Annotated in this window: 14 protein-coding genes; 6 read left to right on the forward strand and 8 right to left on the reverse strand. The window is 67.7% G+C overall.

The window, feature by feature from the left end; genetic code table 11:
- Nucleotides 1-17 precede the first annotated feature (17 nt).
- Nucleotides 18-1286: a S8 family peptidase gene (locus ACTWQI_RS24810; protein WP_443273881.1), complete on the forward strand. Its 1269-nt coding sequence runs from the start codon at nucleotides 18-20 to the stop codon at nucleotides 1284-1286.
- Nucleotides 1287-1405: 119 nt separating this feature from the next.
- On the opposite strand, the gene ACTWQI_RS24815 is transcribed toward ACTWQI_RS24810, so the two are convergent.
- Complete coding sequence (locus tag ACTWQI_RS24815; RefSeq protein ID WP_443273883.1) at nucleotides 1406-2698, reverse strand: family 16 glycosylhydrolase; 1293 nt, start codon at nucleotides 2696-2698, stop codon at nucleotides 1406-1408.
- 168 nt (nucleotides 2699-2866) lie between these two features.
- Here ACTWQI_RS24815 and ACTWQI_RS24820 point away from each other — a divergent pair, with 168 nt between their 5' ends.
- Nucleotides 2867-3412 (forward strand): AAA family ATPase, encoded by a 546-nt coding sequence (locus ACTWQI_RS24820; protein ID WP_443273885.1) that lies wholly within the window; start codon nucleotides 2867-2869, stop codon nucleotides 3410-3412.
- Between the two features lie 202 nt (nucleotides 3413-3614).
- Here ACTWQI_RS24820 and ACTWQI_RS24825 read toward each other — a convergent pair whose 3' ends face one another.
- Complete coding sequence (locus ACTWQI_RS24825; RefSeq protein ID WP_443273886.1) at nucleotides 3615-5960, reverse strand: LPXTG cell wall anchor domain-containing protein; 2346 nt, start codon at nucleotides 5958-5960, stop codon at nucleotides 3615-3617.
- Between the two features lie 257 nt (nucleotides 5961-6217).
- Between ACTWQI_RS24825 and ACTWQI_RS24830 the strand changes: the two genes are divergently transcribed.
- The 3 genes from ACTWQI_RS24830 (at nucleotide 6218) to ACTWQI_RS24840 (ending at nucleotide 8198) form a co-directional block, all read left to right on the forward strand.
- The gene (locus tag ACTWQI_RS24830) at nucleotides 6218-6700 is read left to right on the forward strand and encodes a hypothetical protein (protein ID WP_443273887.1); all 483 of its coding nucleotides are present in this window, start codon (nucleotides 6218-6220) and stop codon (nucleotides 6698-6700) included.
- 16 nt (nucleotides 6701-6716) lie between these two features.
- The gene (locus ACTWQI_RS24835) at nucleotides 6717-7646 is read left to right on the forward strand and encodes an oxidoreductase (RefSeq protein ID WP_443273888.1); all 930 of its coding nucleotides are present in this window, start codon (nucleotides 6717-6719) and stop codon (nucleotides 7644-7646) included.
- Nucleotides 7647-7766: 120 nt separating this feature from the next.
- Nucleotides 7767-8198: a phosphatase domain-containing protein gene (locus tag ACTWQI_RS24840; RefSeq protein ID WP_443274000.1), complete on the forward strand. Its 432-nt coding sequence runs from the start codon at nucleotides 7767-7769 to the stop codon at nucleotides 8196-8198.
- A 187-nt stretch (nucleotides 8199-8385) separates the two neighbouring features.
- On the opposite strand, the gene ACTWQI_RS24845 is transcribed toward ACTWQI_RS24840, so the two are convergent.
- The 5 genes from ACTWQI_RS24845 to ACTWQI_RS24865 all read right to left on the reverse strand — a co-directional run bounded on the left by ACTWQI_RS24845 (nucleotide 8386) and on the right by ACTWQI_RS24865 (nucleotide 13487).
- A complete protein-coding gene (locus ACTWQI_RS24845; RefSeq protein WP_443273890.1) occupies nucleotides 8386-9231 on the reverse strand; it encodes a hypothetical protein in 846 nt (281 codons plus the stop codon).
- Between the two features lie 103 nt (nucleotides 9232-9334).
- The gene (locus ACTWQI_RS24850; RefSeq protein ID WP_443273892.1) at nucleotides 9335-10525 is read right to left on the reverse strand and encodes a hypothetical protein; all 1191 of its coding nucleotides are present in this window, start codon (nucleotides 10523-10525) and stop codon (nucleotides 9335-9337) included.
- 127 nt (nucleotides 10526-10652) lie between these two features.
- Nucleotides 10653-11606 carry a DNA-binding protein gene (locus ACTWQI_RS24855; protein ID WP_443273894.1) on the reverse strand — a complete coding sequence of 318 codons (954 nt, stop codon included), beginning with the start codon at nucleotides 11604-11606 and terminating at the stop codon, nucleotides 10653-10655.
- Nucleotides 11530-12807: an MAB_1171c family putative transporter gene (locus ACTWQI_RS24860; protein WP_443273896.1), complete on the reverse strand. Its 1278-nt coding sequence runs from the start codon at nucleotides 12805-12807 to the stop codon at nucleotides 11530-11532. The genes ACTWQI_RS24855 and ACTWQI_RS24860 overlap by 77 nt, the downstream gene beginning before the upstream one ends.
- Nucleotides 12808-12809: 2 nt before the next feature.
- Nucleotides 12810-13487, reverse strand: a complete 678-nt coding sequence (locus ACTWQI_RS24865; RefSeq protein WP_443273897.1) for a hypothetical protein — start codon at nucleotides 13485-13487, stop codon at nucleotides 12810-12812.
- A 322-nt stretch (nucleotides 13488-13809) separates the two neighbouring features.
- Here ACTWQI_RS24865 and ACTWQI_RS24870 point away from each other — a divergent pair, with 322 nt between their 5' ends.
- Nucleotides 13810-14289, forward strand: coding sequence for a DUF3574 domain-containing protein (locus ACTWQI_RS24870; RefSeq protein ID WP_443273899.1), 480 nt, complete (start codon nucleotides 13810-13812; stop codon nucleotides 14287-14289).
- A gap of 169 nt (nucleotides 14290-14458) precedes the next feature.
- On the opposite strand, the gene ACTWQI_RS24875 is transcribed toward ACTWQI_RS24870, so the two are convergent.
- Entirely contained in the window at nucleotides 14459-17824 is a 3366-nt protein-coding gene (locus ACTWQI_RS24875; protein WP_443273901.1) for a S8 family peptidase, read from the reverse strand.
- Nucleotides 17825-18102 lie beyond the last annotated feature (278 nt).

Genomic DNA, 18102 nt, shown 5'->3' on the forward strand with positions numbered 1-18102 from the left:
TGTGTGGAAGGACGATCATGCCTACCCGAAAACGACCCGCCCATCGCCTCCGCTGGGGATTCGCCTCCTTAGGAGCCGCCTCCGTCGCAGCGGTGGTGGTGATCGCTCCCGGAAACGCCGCCGAACCTCATGAAATGGCACCGCTGTACTCCGCCGCACCCGACGAAGTAGAGGGCCGCTACCTCGTCGTCCTCAAATCCGGCGGCTCTGCGATGAAGAAGGCCATGAGCAGCGTCAAAACCGCCGGCGGGACGATTCGGCACACCTACCGCACCGCACTGCACGGCTTCTCCGCCGACCTGCCCGACTCCGCTGTTGCCAAGCTGCGCCGCAACCCCAATGTGGCGTATGTGCAGACAGTTCGGACCCATCAGTACGGTAGCGGCGCCGGGACTGCGAACCGCGCCACCGGCGCCGACGCCGGCGCCCAGAGCGAGGTGCCGTTCCACCTGGACCGGATCGATCAGCGGAACCTGCCGTTGGACAACAAGTTCACCGCCCCGGGCGACGGCAAGGGCGTCAACGTCTACGTCGTCGACTCCGGCATCCGCTCGACCCACAAAGAGTTCGAGGGCCGCGTCGTCGACGGTTTCTCCTCGATCGACGACGACAAAGGCACCGAAGACTGCCAGGGCCACGGCACGTTCGTCGCCAGCCAGATCGGCGGCAAGACCTTCGGCGTGGCGAAGAAGGCCAAACTGCACGCCGTACGCGTGCTGAACTGCAAGAACTCTGGCACCACCGAACAGATCGTGGCCGGTATGGACTGGGTCGCCAAGAACTTCAAGAAGCCCGCCGTGGCCAACCTCAGCCTGGAGAGCTTCGGCAACGACCTCCCCGGCGAGCCCGAACCGGCCATGGACCAGGCCGCCAAAGGCATGATCGACGCAGGCCTGCCAACGGTAACGATCACCGGGAACTTCGGCAGGGGCGACTGCCAGAATTCACCGAAGGACCCCCGCGCCATCACCATGGCGGCCTCGACGAAGGACGACGAACGCAACGCCGGACTCAACGCGTCCAGCTACGGCCCGTGCGTGACCGCGTTCGCCCCGGGAGCCGACATCACCGCCGCCGGCATATCCAGCGACACCGCCGTACAGAAGGGTTTCTTCGGGACGTCCTTCGCCGCGCCGCTGGCTACCGGAGCCGTAGCTCTGGAACTGCAGAAGAATCCGAACCTGACGATGGCACAGGCCAAGGACCGCATCATCGCCAACTCGACCAAGGGGGTTCTGAAAGAGATCGGCAAGGGATCACCGAACCGACTTCTCTTCATCAAGTGACGGGAGATCGCCAGAGCATGGCTCGCCGGTGCGCTGCCACGGCGCCCTGGTGGATCAGCCTCTGCCCGGGCGGGCTGTGCCCAGGCTCCCGGGGGCGCGCGGGAGCCTGGGCGGGGTCATCAGCCCACGGTCCACCTCTGGTTGTCGCCCCCGCTGCAGGACCAGATCTGCAAGGGCGTGCCGTTGGCGCTGCTCCAGTTGGTGGCGTCGAGGCACTTGCCGAGGGCGCGGATGGTCCCGTCCGTGCCCACGGTCCACTGCTGTGCGTTGGTGCCGTTGCAGTCGTACAACTGGACCTTGGTGCCGTCAGCGCTGTTGGCGGCCGCCACGTCCATGCACTTGCCGAGGGCGCGGATGGTCCCGTCGGTGCCCACGGTCCACTGCTGTGCGTTGGTGCCGTTGCAGTCGTAGAGCTGGATTTGGGTGCCGTTGGCCACGTTCGCGCCTGCCACATCGACGCACTTGCCGCCGAATCCCGTGATCGGCTTGCCCGTGGTGTCCCCGGTGTCGCTGGTGGTGACGCGTACGTAGTCGACCAACATCTGCTGCGGGAAGGTGGTGTTCCCGTCGGGGTCGCCCGGCCAGTCACCGCCGACGGCGAGGTTCAGGATGATGAAGAACGGCTTGTTGAACACCCAGGTCTTGCCGCCGAGGTCGGCCGGCGTGCGCGTCTGGTAGACCGTGCCGTCCACCGACCACTTGATCGAGTTGGGGGTCCAGTCGACCGCGAATGTGTGGAACGCGTCGGCGAAGGGGGCCCCGTTCGGCGAGCTGTAGCTGGCACCGATGCCGCCCGAACCGGAGTAACCCGGTCCATGGATCGTGCCGTACACCTTGGTCGGCTCGTGGCCGACGTTCTCCATGACGTCGATCTCACCGCTGTTGGGCCAGCCGACGCTGCCGATGTCGTTACCGAGCATCCAGAAGGCAGGCCACATGCCCTTGCCTCGAGTGATCTTTATGCGGGCCTCGTAGTGACCGTAGGTCTGGGTGAACTTGCCCGCGGTGTTGAGGCGTGCGGAGGTGTACTGGCAGGTGCCGTACCAGCACTGGTAGTTGGCCGGATTCTCCTTGCGCGCGGTGATCACCAGGTTCCCCTGGCCGTCCAGCGCCGCGTTCTTGTTGCCGGCGGTGTAGTACTGGCGCTCGTGATTGTTGACGTTGTCACCCGTCTCGATCTGCCACTTGGTGCTGTCGACGGCGGACCCGGCAGGCCCGTTGAAGTCATCGACGAAGGTGACGGTTCCGGTGGCGGCGGCAGATTCCTGGTCCCCGCCGGGGGCCTTGCCGGCCGCAGGGCCGCTGACGGCCGGGGGCGCTGACACGAACGACCAGCTCAGCAGTGCGAGGAAGACGGTGGTGGACAGGAGGCGGCGAACGTGGGGACGTCTGGGGGATTTCGTCTCGGACATCGCATTCATCTCTCACAAGGGCGTGATGGGAACATGTCACGCACAGGCCAACCGAGGGGGTGGGGTGCTGAGATGGGGGGAGGAGATCCGGTAAGGATTCCTCCGTGATTGAACGGCGAATTATGCGACCGGTCAAGGCTTTGGTATGGACCAATAGTGGGGGGCCCTGTGATCGTCTGGGTGAACGGCGCGTTCGGCAGCGGGAAGAGCACGCTGGTGGACGAGCTGCGTCCGCGATGGCCTGAGGCACTGGTCTATGACCCGGAGATGGTCGGCTATGTGCTGCGGGACATCGTGAAGGTGCCGACCGGCGACTTCCAGGATCTTCGGCTGTGGCGGCGGCAGGTCGCCGACCTGGCTGTGGGCCTGGTCCAGGAGTATCACCGGCCCGTCCTGGTCCCCATGACCCTGGTCAACCCCGCCTATGTCGCCGAGTTCTTCGGCGAGTTGAAGACTGCGGGCCTCGTCGTCCACCACTTCTTCCTCAAGGTCTCCCCGGAGGTCTTGGAGAAACGGATCGACGGCCGGAGCTTCACCCCGGATGACCCCGAACAGGACGAGCGGGTCCGGCGCTGGTGCAGGGCCAGAATCGACCCATGCACGGCGGCGGCCGACAACTTGCCCAGCGACACCGTGTTCCTGGACGGCGAGCTGTCCCCGCAGGAACTGGCCGACCAGGTGCTGGCTCGTGTAGGCGTGGGGCCGGACCGGTAGGGCGTCCGGTGGGTGGCACTCCTTGTCGCCTGCGATCAACCGCTGAGCGCGGGTGATGATTTTCAGGAGACGCCGGCCCCGTGGGCCCGCGGCCCGCCGACGTCGATCACGCAGAAGGCCGAACCGTGTCCAGAAACACCTACGGGCCCGCACCCATGGCTGGGGGGCGGGCCCGTACTGCTGGCCGACTTGTGAGGCCGGATCAGCCTTCGGTGGTCCTGCGGCGGCGCATCCACCACATCAGGCCGCTACCAACCGCCGCGAGCGCGGCTGCGATACCGGCGATCAGCCCGATCGGGGTGTCGGAGCCGGTGTCGGGGAGCTGCTCGCCCGGCTCGCCCGGCTCGCTGGGCTTACCGGACGGCTCCGGGGTGTGGGTGGCCGGCGGCGTGGTCGGCCGACCCGTGTCGGACTCCGTCGGCGTGGGGGTCGGTGTCGGGGTGGGGTCCGGGCCCGGATCGTCCCCGCCGCCGGGGGCGGCCCGGTCGGAGCTGCCGCCCAGATAGGCGGTCTCCGTGTTCCGGTAAGCGGTCTCCGTCCTCACCGACGTTTTCGTGGTCTTGTCCAACCGTGGCTTTTCCACAGTGAACCGGGCCCGGCTGATGTTCCGCTTCGGTGCCTTGGAGAAATCCACCCCGCCCACGGTGAAGGTGTAGATGGTGCCCCCGTTCTCCCACTCGTACTTGAACTCGCCCTCGGTGAAGGACTTCCGCATCTGCTCCCACACCGTGCGCTTGTCCCAGTCCTGGTGGGGGGCGCGCAGCGGCCACCGCTTCAATGTGTTGCTGTTGATGATCTTCCGGAAGTCCGTGGCCTTCTTCGCGTCCTGCTGACGCACCCACTCCGCAGCAACCCGCGACCGGTACACCGTGCGCAGGTCCTTGTACTTCGGATCGTTGTTGACCTTCTCCTGAACGTTGGGGATGATCAACCGCTTCATCAGCTCGACGCTGTACTTCTTCTGTTCCTTCGTCAGCTTCTTGTCGCAGCTGCCGCCGGGGATCGGAGTGTCGAAGTCCATCGCCGCGTGATTGACCTTCAACGGCGCGTCCAGGATGTAGATCCCGCCATCCTGCTCACGCACCTTCGCCCGGTCCGGAACGATCCAGTTCCGTCCCGAGGCCCAGCACGGCACACCATCGACCTTCGGAGCGGCGTTCATGAACTCCCGGCCCGGAGACACCTTCGGGTTCATGGCGCGGGCCCAGTCCCGCTTCATCTCCATGTCGGCCTCCAGCAGGATCCTGCCGGCGTCGGTCTTGGAGAACGCCTCGTCCATGATCTTGTCGGGCTGGTCCGGGTTGAGGTTCACCCACATACGGTCGGGGGTGAGCGCCAACCAGGTGAAGAACGCGTCCGAGGCCAGGGTGAGGGCCTTCTCACCTCCGTAGCCGGGCTCAACGTCCTCGTTCGGCACGTAGCCGGCCTTGAACGAATAGTCGATGCCCTTGCCCTTGACCGGGTTCCCGACGTAGTTCAACTCCAGAGTGGAGAAGTCCACCCCACCCGGCCGGCCGAACCCGCCGCGCGTGTTCGCCCCCTGGTACATCTTCTGCAGAGCCTTGGCCTCAGCCCGGTTCTGCCCCTGCCGGTACGCAGCATCCGTCAACGGCCCGCCGGTGCCCACCCGAGACGGGGACGGATTGAAGTTCGGGTTGTACCGGGTGTACTGGTTCGGCTTCCATCTGGGGATCGCGTTCGACCGCTGCTCGCGGATCGTCACCCCGTTCGACCGGCCGGTCTCCCTCTGGATCTGCGCGTTGAACTTCTGGTAGGTCTCGCGGGTGTTCTTGGTGACCTTCTCACCCATCACCATCCGCAGACTGTGATCACGGAAGTCAGGGGAGCGCAGGATGTTCCGGTCCCACCGCAGCTGCTTGGGGATGTGCTTGCCGTTGGACTTGAACTCCCCGAACTCCTTGGTCTTCTTGTTGTAGAAGTCGTAGATCCGCACGGCCTGCTTGCCAGTCTTCGGGTCGATGACCGGCTTGCCGTTCTTGTCGGTCACTCGGACCCTGACCTCGCACAGCCAGTCTGGGCCCACCAGCTGGAACTTCTTGACCATCTCCCGGCCGAACGCGTGACCCTTGGTCCGGTTGAACTCGTTCCCGGCGATCCGCACATCCAGATAGCGGGAGAAGTCACGGATCGTGGACTTGTTGTTCTTGGCAAGGTTCTGCCCGTACCGGGCGTAGATCTCCAGCACCCGGTACTTGATATTCCCGGTCTGCTCGTACTTCGACTTCCACTTGTCGATGGCCGCCCGCGTGTTCCCCGCCAGCTTCTGCTGGGCCGCGGACGGTGCCTTGAGGCCGTCGAAGGCGTGTGCCGGGTTGTCAGCGAAGTACGGCGACCAGTCGCGCTCCGGACTCACGCTGTACTGCTGGTTCTTCCCCTGGACCCCCGAACCGGCGATCGGGGCATCGTATTTGCGCTTCAGATACAGCTGGTCGCACCGCTTGCCGGTCAGATTCGGGGCGGCGAAGGCATTCCCGGCGAGAGCCGGTATGCCGGAGACCAGCAGCCCGGTCGAGGCGAACAACGCCACCGCTACAGCCCTGCGGTGGCGTGCCCGCGCTGGTATGAGTGTTCTCACAGAGTGTCCCTGGTCGTGGGGGCACGTGGGACAGGCTCGGCAGCGCGGGCCCCCGTCTCGCGCGCCAGCCGACTAACACACCATAGAGCCTCCCAACAGACCTATGGCAAAGGTTTGTTGGACAACCGGCGCGTCAACAGGCCGTTTCTTTGAGTGCCGTTGGCGCCCCGTCCCTTTCCTGTCGGACAGCTGCCTTACCCTGAAGCCCTATGGACGAGATACCGCAGCCATCACTCATACCCGATCTGCCGGCCTGGCTGGAGGCCCGATCCCAGCAGTTCACCAACTGGTGCCAGGACACTGGAGCTCCGGAGGACACCTGGGACTTCTCCGCAGCCTCCTTGGAGGCCCTGGAGGAGCTGGTGCGCGCCCGCTACCACAGCGAGGAGCAGATCCACACCGACCGCATGAGTCTCTTCCTGCAAGGGGCCTGCTGGTACGTGGGCGAGGTCGCCGTACGGCACCGCGGCCACCAGTGGCGCTACGAGCCGTTCGCTGTTGCCGGCGCGCCACTTCCGGCCCCTTTCGGCTCTGGGGAGCCCGGCGTGATCGACACGCCGGCCGTCGCCCACCCCCGAGCGAAAGAAGGCCAGGGAACCGACCCGCTGGGTCTGATCCTGACCCTGTTCTGGGACGTCGACGACGCCGACGAACCGATCGAAGCCCACCTGACCGACATCCTGAACGACTAGCCTCCAGACTGCGTTCATGTCTTCGGAAATGATCAATGCGGGGGCCGCGGGCACTTGGAAGCTGGGCGACGTGACGGTCAACCGCGTCGGATTCGGTGCGATGCGGCTGACGGGCAGTGCTGCTTTCGATCTTGGCACGCCACGTGATCGCGAATGCTCCATCCGCGTCCTGCGGGACGCCATCGAACTCGGCGTCAATCACCTCGACACTGCCGCGTTCTACTTCTCGTCGCTGCGCTCCGCCAACGAGCTGATCAACAGTGCCCTGGCCCCCTATCCCGACGACCTGGTCATCGCCACCAAGGTTGGTCCGGGGCGCGATCCGTCGGGTGCCTGGCTGCCCTGGGCCACCCCCGAGCAGCTGCGCGGCCAGGTCGAGGAGAACCTGCGCCAACTCGGCCGGGATCACCTCGACGTGGTGAACCTGCGTGTCAACGGCCCCGATTCGATCGCCGAGCACTTCGGTGTGCTGGCCGACCTGTGTGAGGCCGGGCTCATCCGCCATCTGGGTGTCTCCAACGTCAGCCCCGGCCAGTTCGCCGAGGCACGGGGCATAGCCCCGGTGGTCTGCGTGCAGAATCGCTACGGCTTGGACAGTCGGCGCCCGCACTCCGATGCCCTGCTGCAGACCTGCGGCGAACTGGGCATTGCGTTCGTGCCGTTCTTCGCCATCGCGGCCGAGGGGCGGGAACGCGGCGCCGTCAGCCCCGACAGCAGCGAGGTCATCGCCGTCGCCCAAGCCCACGGTGTGACGCCCGCGCAGGTCCGGCTGGCCTGGACGTTGCACCAGGGCCCGCACGTACTGGCCATCCCCGGCACCGGCGACCCCGACCATCTCGTGGAGAACGTGGCGGCCGGCGCACTGCGGCTCACGCCGGACGAGCTGAACCGCATCGATGCCCTCTGTGATCCCCTCCGCGATCCCCTCCGCCCCGACGCGGAGTGAGTGCGAGATGCCATGCACCCCCTACACAACCCGTACGCCACGCTATGGCTCGCGATCCTCGAGCACCCGGGCCCCGAGCCGTGAGCGTGCGATGACGGCAGTGGCTACGGTGAGCTGATGATGACTGAGGCCTGGGAGGGCGCCGACACGGGTGTCCTGCGGCTTCCCTCCGGACGTCTGGTTCGAGGGCGCGCACTTCGCCGACCGCTGCCGGCCAGTCCGACGCCCACGTTCGCTGTCTATCTGCTCGGTGAGCAACCTCCCCAGGTCTCCTGGGAAGCCCGGTGGCTGCGATGGCCGGACTTCTGGCTGCCCAGGAACCGCACGCACGCCCGAGCCATCCTCGGGGAGGCGTGGGCGCGCGCCCGTGCCGATCGCGTCGAGGTGGCATGCGGCGGCGGCCGTGGCCGAACCGGCACAGCGCTGGCCTGTCTCGCCGTCCTGGACGGGGTACCGGCCAGCCAGGCCGTGGACTTCGTGCGGCAGAACTACGACCGCCACGCCGTCGAGACGCCCTGGCAGAGGCACTACGTCCGCCGATTCGCCGACTGACTGCGACGACTCGCCGGCAGAGAGCCTGATCGCCATGACGAGACAGTCTCAAGCCTCGACCTTGCGTCAAGGTCCGTCAGCTCGCTGACCTTTCTTGCCCGGGGTTCTCTCGGGTCGGGCTTTGCCTCTCGCCTGGCCTCGCCGCCTGATCACCTGCCGACAGGTCGGCACATCGTGTCAGGCTTTGTCAATCCTGGGGTCGGGGACAGATTGTCCCGTAGTCCTTGCGCAGCGCGCGGGCGTACTCCTCGCCGGTTGCGGTGATCCACTCTCCGACTGAGGCACAGCCGAAGTTGCGTTCGTAGACGGAGGTGTAGCGGCTGGCGTCCGGCACATGGCCGGTCATTTCGAAGGGCTTGTCGTCAGGACGGCTGAGCACCATCTCTGCTGTGCTGCCGCCCACTTGGTAGTGGATGCGATAGCGCCAGCGGCAGTGGCCCCGGTTCGACTCCGCCTGGATGACGAGCGCCTCGCTCTCGTTCTGGTTCAGCGTGATGTGCCGGGCCTTGGGGCCCGTGAAGTACGGCTCCGCATCTTCCACCATCCTGTTGATCTTACTCGGGAAAGCCTTCAGCGTCGGAACCGGATCATCGATGGTGACGACGAGTGGGATGACGTCCTCCACGCCCTGCGACGGCTCGAGGACGAGGCTGCCGGTGAGCGGCGATGAGCACCTGCCGCCCTCCAGCTCGGGGACGATGTCGGTGATCCGGACCTGCTGGGCGGCGCGGCCCCGAAGGGTGACCATCCACTCGGCACGGCCGACGTCCACGTAGCCCACCTCCCGCCACGAGGAATCACCGGCTTTCATCAGCGCGGCGAGGCGTCCTTCCTCGTCCCCACGGACTAGGTAAGCGCCGAACCCCTTGACGTTGCGGACCTCGACCACCTCGATGGCGTTCCGCGGCGACAGTCGGTCGGGCAGGCTGTCGAGCGGAAGGACCGCCTTCACCGTGCCGATCAACACGTCCTGGAAGGTCACGGTCGCCACCGTCAGCAGGATCCCGGCCAGCCAGGTGGCGGGACTCCTCAAGTACCGCAGCCGGTCCCGGGTTGCCCCTTGGGCAGGACCGGACCGGCCGGCACGGCGGATGCTCCTGCGAGTGAGCGCCCCGGTCCTGCGAACCCCCGGTCGGTTACTCGGCATGGCCCGGCCGCCCTTCGTCCACGCGCCGCTCTCTACGGCGTCCCCGACGCGTCAACACCAGCACCGCGCCCATGAACGCGGCGCCCGTGGCCCAGCCCCACACCGTGCCGAACCGGACGGCGTCGGCGCTCGCCGCGTCGAAGGCGACCTTCACGTCCTCCCGGCGCGGGGCGATCCCGCGCCCCTGCAGCAGGGTGCTCTCCACGAGCGCGGCCGCCGTGGCTGCGAGCAGGGTCGCCGACCAGCACTCCATGACCACACGCAGCGGGTGCTTGCCCGCCGCGCGTGCGGCCACGGCACGAAGCGCTGCCGCCAGCACCGCCAGCAGAACGAGGCAGATCGCGAGGGTCGCGAGCCACCCACTGACGTGCTCGGTCCTGAGGGGACGCATGCGCAGCGCAGGGTAGAGGACTCCGCTCCACTCCTGGATCAAGTCCGGTGGGTAGTACGGACTCACGAGGTCTGGGTCGAAGGTGAGAGAGGAGGACTGCTCCAAGTGTTGTGTGTTGCTGTGCCGCAATACCGGTCCGCCCGCGACCGCCAGCAGCACCACCACCGTCAGCCCGGCGGCCACCGCGTCGCGGCGCTCGCGCGCCGTGGGGAGCACCGGTGCCGGTTCCGCTGTGGCCCCGCAGCCGTCGGCCGTATCCGTCGATCCCATCAGCGGCTGGAAGGGCGGCCATCGCCGCAAGCGCCACACCGTCGTCCATGTGATGACCAGTGGCCAGGCGGTCAACAGCGCGAACTGCGCCGACGCCACCTGCGTCTGTTGGAGCTGGTCCCCGATGAACCACTCGATGTACGTCTGATCCGCACGACGCAAGGCCGTGTCCATGGCCCGGTCCAGCAGCTCGGCGAGCCCGGCCGCCAGCAACATCGCCCCAATCAGCTCCAGGACCGTACAGATCCGTGGTCGGACACCCGGAGCGGCCCGCAGTACCGCGTACGTCAGCACCGCGGAGAGGACGAGGAAGACCAGCTGCGGCAGCCACCCGCCGAGGTGGTCAGTGTCCGTCACCACGAAGCCGTTGACGCTGAGGCCGAGCACCCGGATGTCTTCGGGGAGGCGGCCGGCATCGTCGCCAAAGACGCGCAGGCTCAGCGGGTGGAACGCGAACAGGAGAGTCGCCTGAGCCAGGGTGGATCCCCCGGCCAGCACGATGGACAGGCGGCGGTTCACTGCGGCACTCCCCCGTGTCACCCGTGTCACCCGTGTGCGGCAACGAGCTGTGTCACAAGTGTGCCGCACCCGGCACTTCGGTGACGGGACATCACCTGACCTCAAGCGGACGCGGTGGTACGGCCGTTCACGACGCCGAGGCGTTCTTGGCGCTGCGACAGACGCGGCAGCGCAGGCTCGTGTCGAGGAGTCCGGCCGCGTCCTGCAGGGAGGAGAGTGCGCCGCGCCGGGTTCCGCGCCGAGCCCTGACGATCGCCACAGCCCGTCTGATCGAGGTCACCGCGCGCCCCGAACCGATCGCGCCCGCATGCGGGATGAGATCGGCCATCAGATCCTCCGCATCGCGCCACGCTCCGGCGTTCACCAGACAGCACAGCAACTCCGCGGTGAACAGGATGCGATAGGAGGGGCCCTGCGGGCCGTCCACCGCGCTCCGCAGAAGCGGAATGGCCCTGTCCCACTCCTCGAGCGCCGCGTACGTCCAGCCGTGGTGCCCGTCCAGCTCCTCCTGATCGAGCCACCAGGTCCACGGCGGATCGTGCCGGGACCATCCGTCGGCGAACAGGCTCCGGGCGTGATCGAACGCCCGGAGCGCCTCCTGCCGCCGCCCGGACAGCGCGAACGCGCGCGCCTGGCGCAGCCGGAACGGCGCTGCGGTTCTGGACGAGAGCGCCCCCGAGTCGAGGGCCGACGCGGCGAGGAGGTACGAGTCGCGCGGCCGCCCTACGTGCGCCGCCTGCATGCTCATGTTCAGCAGCACCAGGCGTTCCGTGGACCGGTCCCCGCAGGTACGCGACAGCCGCAACGCCTGCCGGTTCAGGGCGTGGCCCCGCGTCTGCCGCTCGGCGTCGAAGGAGATCCAGCCGGCGATCTCCAACAGCTCGGCGACCGCCGCGCAGGCGTCGTCGCCCGTACGGGCATGGCGGTGGCGCAGGGTGCGCCACTGTTCCCGGACGGCCGCGACGGCTCGCTCAGCACTGCGGGCGGTGGTTATGGCGCCGCGTTCACCGTCCAGGGCGATCAAGCTCCGCGTCGTCTCGGCGACCGCCTGGGCGAAGCGCTGCTCCGCGTGCGGATCCATCGTCCGGCTCCTCCAACGAGGGCAAGCGGTTGAATTCCCGGGAGACCTCCAGCAGCCAGTCGATTTCCCTGGCCAGGTCGCCCTGCAGGTCCGGGGCGAAGGTGAAGGAGTCGTCGCCGGAGGAGGAATCAGCGGCCGGAGCCGATGCGCCGCGCCGGGCGCACAAGGCGGACCGGATGAGGAGAGCTTCGCACGCAGCGGGCGTACGGTCCTCGGACAGGCCCCGGGCCTCGGCCTCCCTCCGTACGGCAGGTGGGTCCATGAAGAAGCGCAGCGCCAGCTGGCCGTCGCGGATCTCGATGACCCGGCGGTAGAGGCGGTATTCCAGGCCGCGCCGGGGAACCAGATCGGCGAGCCGGGAGGGCGGGTCGGACAGGGCGATAGCGGGCGTCGCCTGGTACAGCGCCCACCACAGCGGCCTCAGGCGCTGGTACGCACGGTAGTTCACCATCCAGCGCCACGCCCCTGAGAGCCGCGGCCCCCAGGATGGGACGGTCCAGCCGAAGACTTGGAAGAGGGCTCCGAAGCTCCCGGCGATCCAGTAGAGGGGATCCCAGGACTTCATGTCGTAGCCCAGATGGGTCCCGGCTATCTCGGTGTACCTGATGGCGCAGTACACGAGGACCAAGCTTGCTCCCGTGGCAACGGCCCACATGCCGCGCCGCAGCCAGGAGCGGTTGACGATCTTCGCATAGCGGAGCGAGAGCCGCACCGCCTCGATCTGCCCGACCGCGCACACGCCGATATAGAGGCAGAGATATACGGCGTAGCGCGGATTCTCCATGTTCAGCAGGAGAGTCGTCTCGGCCGTCGACTCCCGCTTGGGCGTACTCACCAGGAAGAAGAGACCGACCAGGACGGCTGCCGCGAGTCCGAATCCGATGATCCGCCGCCGGGCCCTGGGCCGGGCTTCCTCGGGAGCGTGGGACCAGTGGACCAGGACGACTTGCTGAGCCGCGGTGAGCACGACGACCGCGGTCTGGGTCATGATCGTGGTGATGTTGGGGTAGCCGAAGAACTCCGCGACGCTGGAATGGATGGGATCCAGGTCCACCAGAAAGCTCAGGCCCGAGCCCAGAAAGTAAATACAGAGCGCGATCAGCGCGGGATCTCTTGGGTGCCGCAGCAGAGCGGGAACCTTGTAGGAGAAGGCGGCCAGCCCGGCGAAGGCGCACACCCAGGACAGGACTTGGTAGAACATGCTCAGGGGACCTCAGGCTCCGGCGGGGACTCGGATGGGGACGCGCGGTGGAACTCGTAGCCGACACCGGACTCGGATTCGGATACGGAATCAGAATCGGACGTCGAATTGGACTCGGAATCGGAATCGGACTCGGGCTCGGAATCGGCCTGATGCGCGCCGACTTCACGCCCCGTGCGCGGGAGGCCGACGACGCTCTCGATGCGCGCTACGGTCTCGGCCTCGGTCGGCGGCACCTGCCACACGTGTTCCGCCGGCGGCCGCCGAAGCCGGGCGAGCAGCAGCGAAGCCAGCGTCTCCGCCTCGTGTTCATCGCTGTCGGAGTAGCCCGAACGCTGCAGCATGGCACGGACTACACGCGGATCGAGGCTCGGGAAGAGCTGCTCCACACCGGCGTCGTCCAGCCCGCCGCCGATACCGCGGTGACCGCTGACGATGTGGGCGAGTTCATGCGCGATGATGTGCTCTTGGTGGAGCGCACTGGTGCATTTCTCGTACGCGATGAAGTCCGCCCCATCGGTGGCGAACCATATTCCGAAGAGCTTGGGATTTCGCAGTTCGACCGGCACGAGGAATACCGGCCGCCCGCGCTCGCGGCCCAGCCGCTCGCAGAGCGTGAAGATATCGGCCCCCTCGGGCAGGTTCAGCCGGGCGAGCAGCTCATCGCAGGTCGCAGCCAACCGCTTGAGATCTCCCGCTCCGTGCGTCCGGCCCAGGCGGCCGCCCCGTAGGCGGCTCTTGCTGAACAGTTCGCCGAGTCGCTCCGCGAACATCGACTCCTCCTGGCCCTCGGTCATCCACACCTCACAGGGCAGGTCAAGACCTTACGGAACGTGCGCACCTTATCACCGCGATCTAACGGGCAGTTGACGCTTCCGGCTGCGGGGCGCGTAGGCTTTCGCCGGTTCAACCAGTAAGTACCGACGGGCATTTGAGGCATGACAGCTCGGACAGGGGACACGGGCCGAACGGCCGGCCGCTGAGCGAAAGGAACCCGCAACCATGTCACTCACCACAGCGCGACTGCGGCTCACCGCAGTCGTGGCGGTCGTGGCCTTCGCCGCCGGGGCATCCGTCGCCCGCCCCTTCTCCGACGCCCACGAACGGACCGCTTCTCCGGTTTCTCCGGTGGCGTCCGACATCGGCCGCGGCAAGCCGTACGTGGCAACCCACCTTTTCTTCGGCACGGGCCGCCACGGCGGCAAGCCGCCCATTCCGGAGAAGGAGTTCCTCGAGTTCGTGGCGGACCACATCACCCCGCGATTCCCGTCCGGACTGACGATCCAGCAGGGTCGCGGTCAATGGCGAGACAAGGAGGGGGACATCAATCGTGAGCGCTCCTACGAGTTGATCGTCCTCTATCCCGCGACGGAGGCCCACGCTCGCGACGCCGACATCGAGTACATCCGCGACACCTACACGAGCACGTACGACTTGGAGTCCGTCCTCCGCTCCGACACGCTCACGCGCGCCGACTTCTAGGCCGAGCCCCTGCTTCCGGACCGGACGCCCCAGCGAGGTCCCCGGTGGCGTGACCACCGTGAGGTGATCGACGCGATCGCCTGGAAGTTCCAGACTGGGTCGCATCGTTCGCGCGCACCAGCACGCCGCCGGGGCCCGCAAAAAGGGCCCCGGCCGGCGAGCCGCACGCCTAGCCCTTCAGGCCGTAGGCGCGGATCGTGGTCTGCTCTACCGAGTCGCCATTCGCCGCCTCCGCCTTGACGCGCAGGGAGACGAACTGCGCTCCGTCCGATGGCCTGGCGAGCAGCGCGCCCCAGGTGTCGCCGTCGATGTGCGTCACCTCGGCGGGCTGCCAGGTCTTACCGTCGTCTGCGGACTGCTCGGCCGTGACCTTCTCCACCTGGCCGGTCCCCGTGGACTCCGGCTGCGCGCCGGCGGTGATCCTCAGGGGGAACCAGGGCTGGTTGGGTATCCGGTTGTAGGTGTCAAACGGTCCGGTCATGCTGAGCGTGAGCAGCGGCTGGTACGTCGCCTCGGCCACGTTCTCGGAGAGGAACGACCACGTGGTGGTGGTCTCAGGCGCCAGGGACGCCCACTTGGGGCTGCGGTTCGACTTCACCTCCAGTGTGTAGCGGCCCTTCTCCGCGGGCATGGCCCAAAAGCCCCACGGCCGTGGCGCGGTCCCGATCACCGTGCCGTCCTCCTTGGCGAGCGTGGTCTGCGCGGTGATGTACGGCGCGCTGAGTCCGGAGGGGGCGGAGTGGCCGGGATCGCCCGGCGAGTAGGGCCAGACCTGGGCGAGCAGGTTGTTGCCTTGCCTGACCACCCGGTTCCACGGGTGCATGGAGATGTCGGAGCCGAGCACCGCGGTGTTCCAGGTGTGCGTACGCCGCTCACCCGGCTTGTAGCCGTAGTACCCGGCCTCGACGTGCCCGTCGAAGTCGCTGATCTCCGGTACGTCGGTCGGGCGCTGCCACAGGTAGTGGCTCCACTCGATGCCCTCCCTCGCCGAGTAGAACTCCGTGCGCCTCGACGGCAGCGGGATGTCGTCGAAGGCCGCGTTCACGACGCGCTGGTTCGGCAGGTAGGCCGGGGTAGAGGAGCGGGTGCCGAGGGCGTCGATGCCCTGCGCGCGGTACAGCGCGCGCTCCTCCCCCAGCTCACGGTCGCGCACCCGGTAGCTGAGCGAGTCCGGGATCCCGCCCGACGACGGCTGGGCGACGTAGTACGCGTACCTCTCGCTGCTTCCCGGGGGCGGCAGGAGGGTCTGGTAGATGCCGAAGTCGAACCTGGCGGGGTCGGCCTTCGCCGGGATGGCGTAGAGCTCCTCGCCGCGGTAGCTGCGGTAGTTGGTCTGCACGGTGCCGTCGCCGGCGTCACCGACCACGTAGATCTGGTCGATGTCCGCGACGTGGCGTACGGCGTCCGGCTGGTCGGCCTTCACCTCGATCTTCGTGCCCTCCCGGGCGTCCAGGGTGATCGTCGTGGGCTTGTCGAGGACGATCTGCGGGACGCTCGCCCACGTCCTGCTGGCCGTCTGCGCCGGCTCGCCTGGCTTCGGCGTGTCGACGAGCGCGTTCAGACCGTACGTCGCCTTGGGGACGCGTACGGTCAGCACGCCGTCCGTCAGCGGCGGCAACTCGGGGGAGTCGCCGCTGTCGAGGTTGATCAGATCGACGTAGTGGTCGAGGTCCGGGCTGGCCGGATTGCCCGCGCGGTCGACGGCCTTCACCGTCAGCTCGAACGACTCGGGCTCGGTGGTCGCGGCGAACGGCGTGGTGACGGTGGCGCCGTCGGGCCCGGTCGCGGTGACGTGCCCGCCGAAGCTGCCGAGGGCGCCTGCGAGCAGCGCCTTGGGCGTGACCGTAAGGTCGACGGTGGCCGAGCCGTGCGCAGGCACGGTGACATCGTTGTCTACAACGGCGAACGCACCGTCAGGCAGCCCGGCTCCGCCCGGTCCCGCCCCAGTGACCTGGAGGGACAGGGTGACTGGAGCGTCGCCGTCGTTGGTGTACGCCACGGACTTGGTGACGGGCGGCAGATCGGTCTGCGGGTACTTCAACAGCCCGAAGTCGACGGCGGTGGTGGTGGCGCGGACGGTCTGCTTGACGGCCCGGGCGAGGTCGACCCGGCCGCTCCCCTGGTCGAAGACGCCTGCGTCGGCAACGGGCTTGGCGGTGCTGGTCAGCGCCGCCTTGAGCTCCTTGCCCGACCAGTCGGGGTGCTGCTGGGCCAGGATCGCGGCGCTCGCCGCCACATGCGGGCTGGCCATAGAGGTGCCGCTGGCGGTGGTGTGGTGGTCGTCGACGGGCGTGCCCATGGACGTGCCCGCGGCGCGCGCCGCGACGATCGACTCACCAGGCGCGGCGATGTCAGGCTTGACCGCGAAGTCGCGGACCCGTGGCCCGCGCGAGGAGAACCCGCTCACCTCATCGGTCTTGGACACGCTGCCGACGGCGAGGGCGGCGTCGGCTGCGGCCGGGGTGGCCACCGTGCCCGACGCGCTTCCGCTGTTGCCCGCGGCGACGACGAAGAGGGTGCCGTACTGGGCGGAGAGCCGGTTCACTGCGGCGGAGAGCGGGTCGGTTCCGTCGGTGGCACGGCCGCCGAGGCTCATGTTGACTATCTTCGCCCGCTGCGCGGCCCACTCCATCCCGGCGAGGATGGCCGAGAAGTCGCACGACTCCGCGCCGCACACCTTGCCGACCAGCAGCCGGGCGTCGGGGGCAACTCCCTTGTGCTTGCCGCTGGATGCGGCTCCTGATCCCGCGATGGTGGAGGCGACATGGGTGCCGTGCCCGAAGGTGTCCTTGACTCCGTCCGGGCTATTGGTGAAGTCCTTGCCCTCGGCAACGGCAGAGCCGAAGTCGGGATGGGTGGCGTCGTAGCCGCCGTCGAGGACAGCGACGGTCACGCCCTTCCCGGTGTACCCCGCCTCCCACGCGGCCGGTGCGCCGATCTGGGTGTTGCTTTCCTCGTCGGTGAGGCGCGCCTCGCCGTCGAGCCAGATCCTGGTGACTCCGTCCTTGAGCCTGCTGTGCTTCCCGGCGTCGTGGGTGATCAGCGAGGCCCACAGCTTGCCGAGTTGGTTCTTGTCGGCGACGACCGACGAGCCGCCAAGGCTGGGCAGTCGGCGGGTCACCTTGGCGATCCCGACCTTGGCCGGGGTTTTGTCGGACCGGGAGGAGACGAGCAACGGCAACGTGCTGCGGGACTTGTCGTCCCGGTGCTGACGCACCAGTTCCGCGACGTCGAACAGGTTGCCGTCGAGCGCACCGGACGACACCAGTGACCGTGCGTCGTCGGGAATCACCACGATACGGTCAACGCCGTCCTGGTCTCTGGATATGTGTTTGATGAATCCGATGTCCTTGCGGCCCGGCCCCGGGAGCACCCTGAGCTCGTACCGCCGGTCGGGGAGTTGGGTGACAATGACCCGATCTCCGGTGAGGAGCGTCGCAGAGTGGGTCACCGGGTTCGACGCACGGCCGGCGGCCGGCGCCCGGTCGGCCGTGTCCGACACCGCGCCCTGTGCAGGCGTGGTGGGCACAAGCACGGTAACTACTGCAGATAAAGCTGCGAATGTCCTGGTCCAGCGCATGATCGACTCCTTTGGAGAGCGCTGTGTGACACGGCACCCGGACCGGAAGGCGATCGATTGTGCGCTGGAGCGAAGGCCCGGGCGTGATCGGTGCACGACTTCCGAATGGCGCTTGCTACTCCATCGCCAACGAAGGCTGGACTAGACCTCTTCGGCTGTCAAGGTACAGACCAACGGCGAAAGGTCCGACGACCGGCCCGTGGCGGGATGGGCCCCTAGTGGCATGAACTGTG

It is taken from the genome of Streptomyces sp. KR80 (assembly GCF_052245555.1).
Lineage (GTDB): Bacteria > Actinomycetota > Actinomycetes > Streptomycetales > Streptomycetaceae > Streptomyces.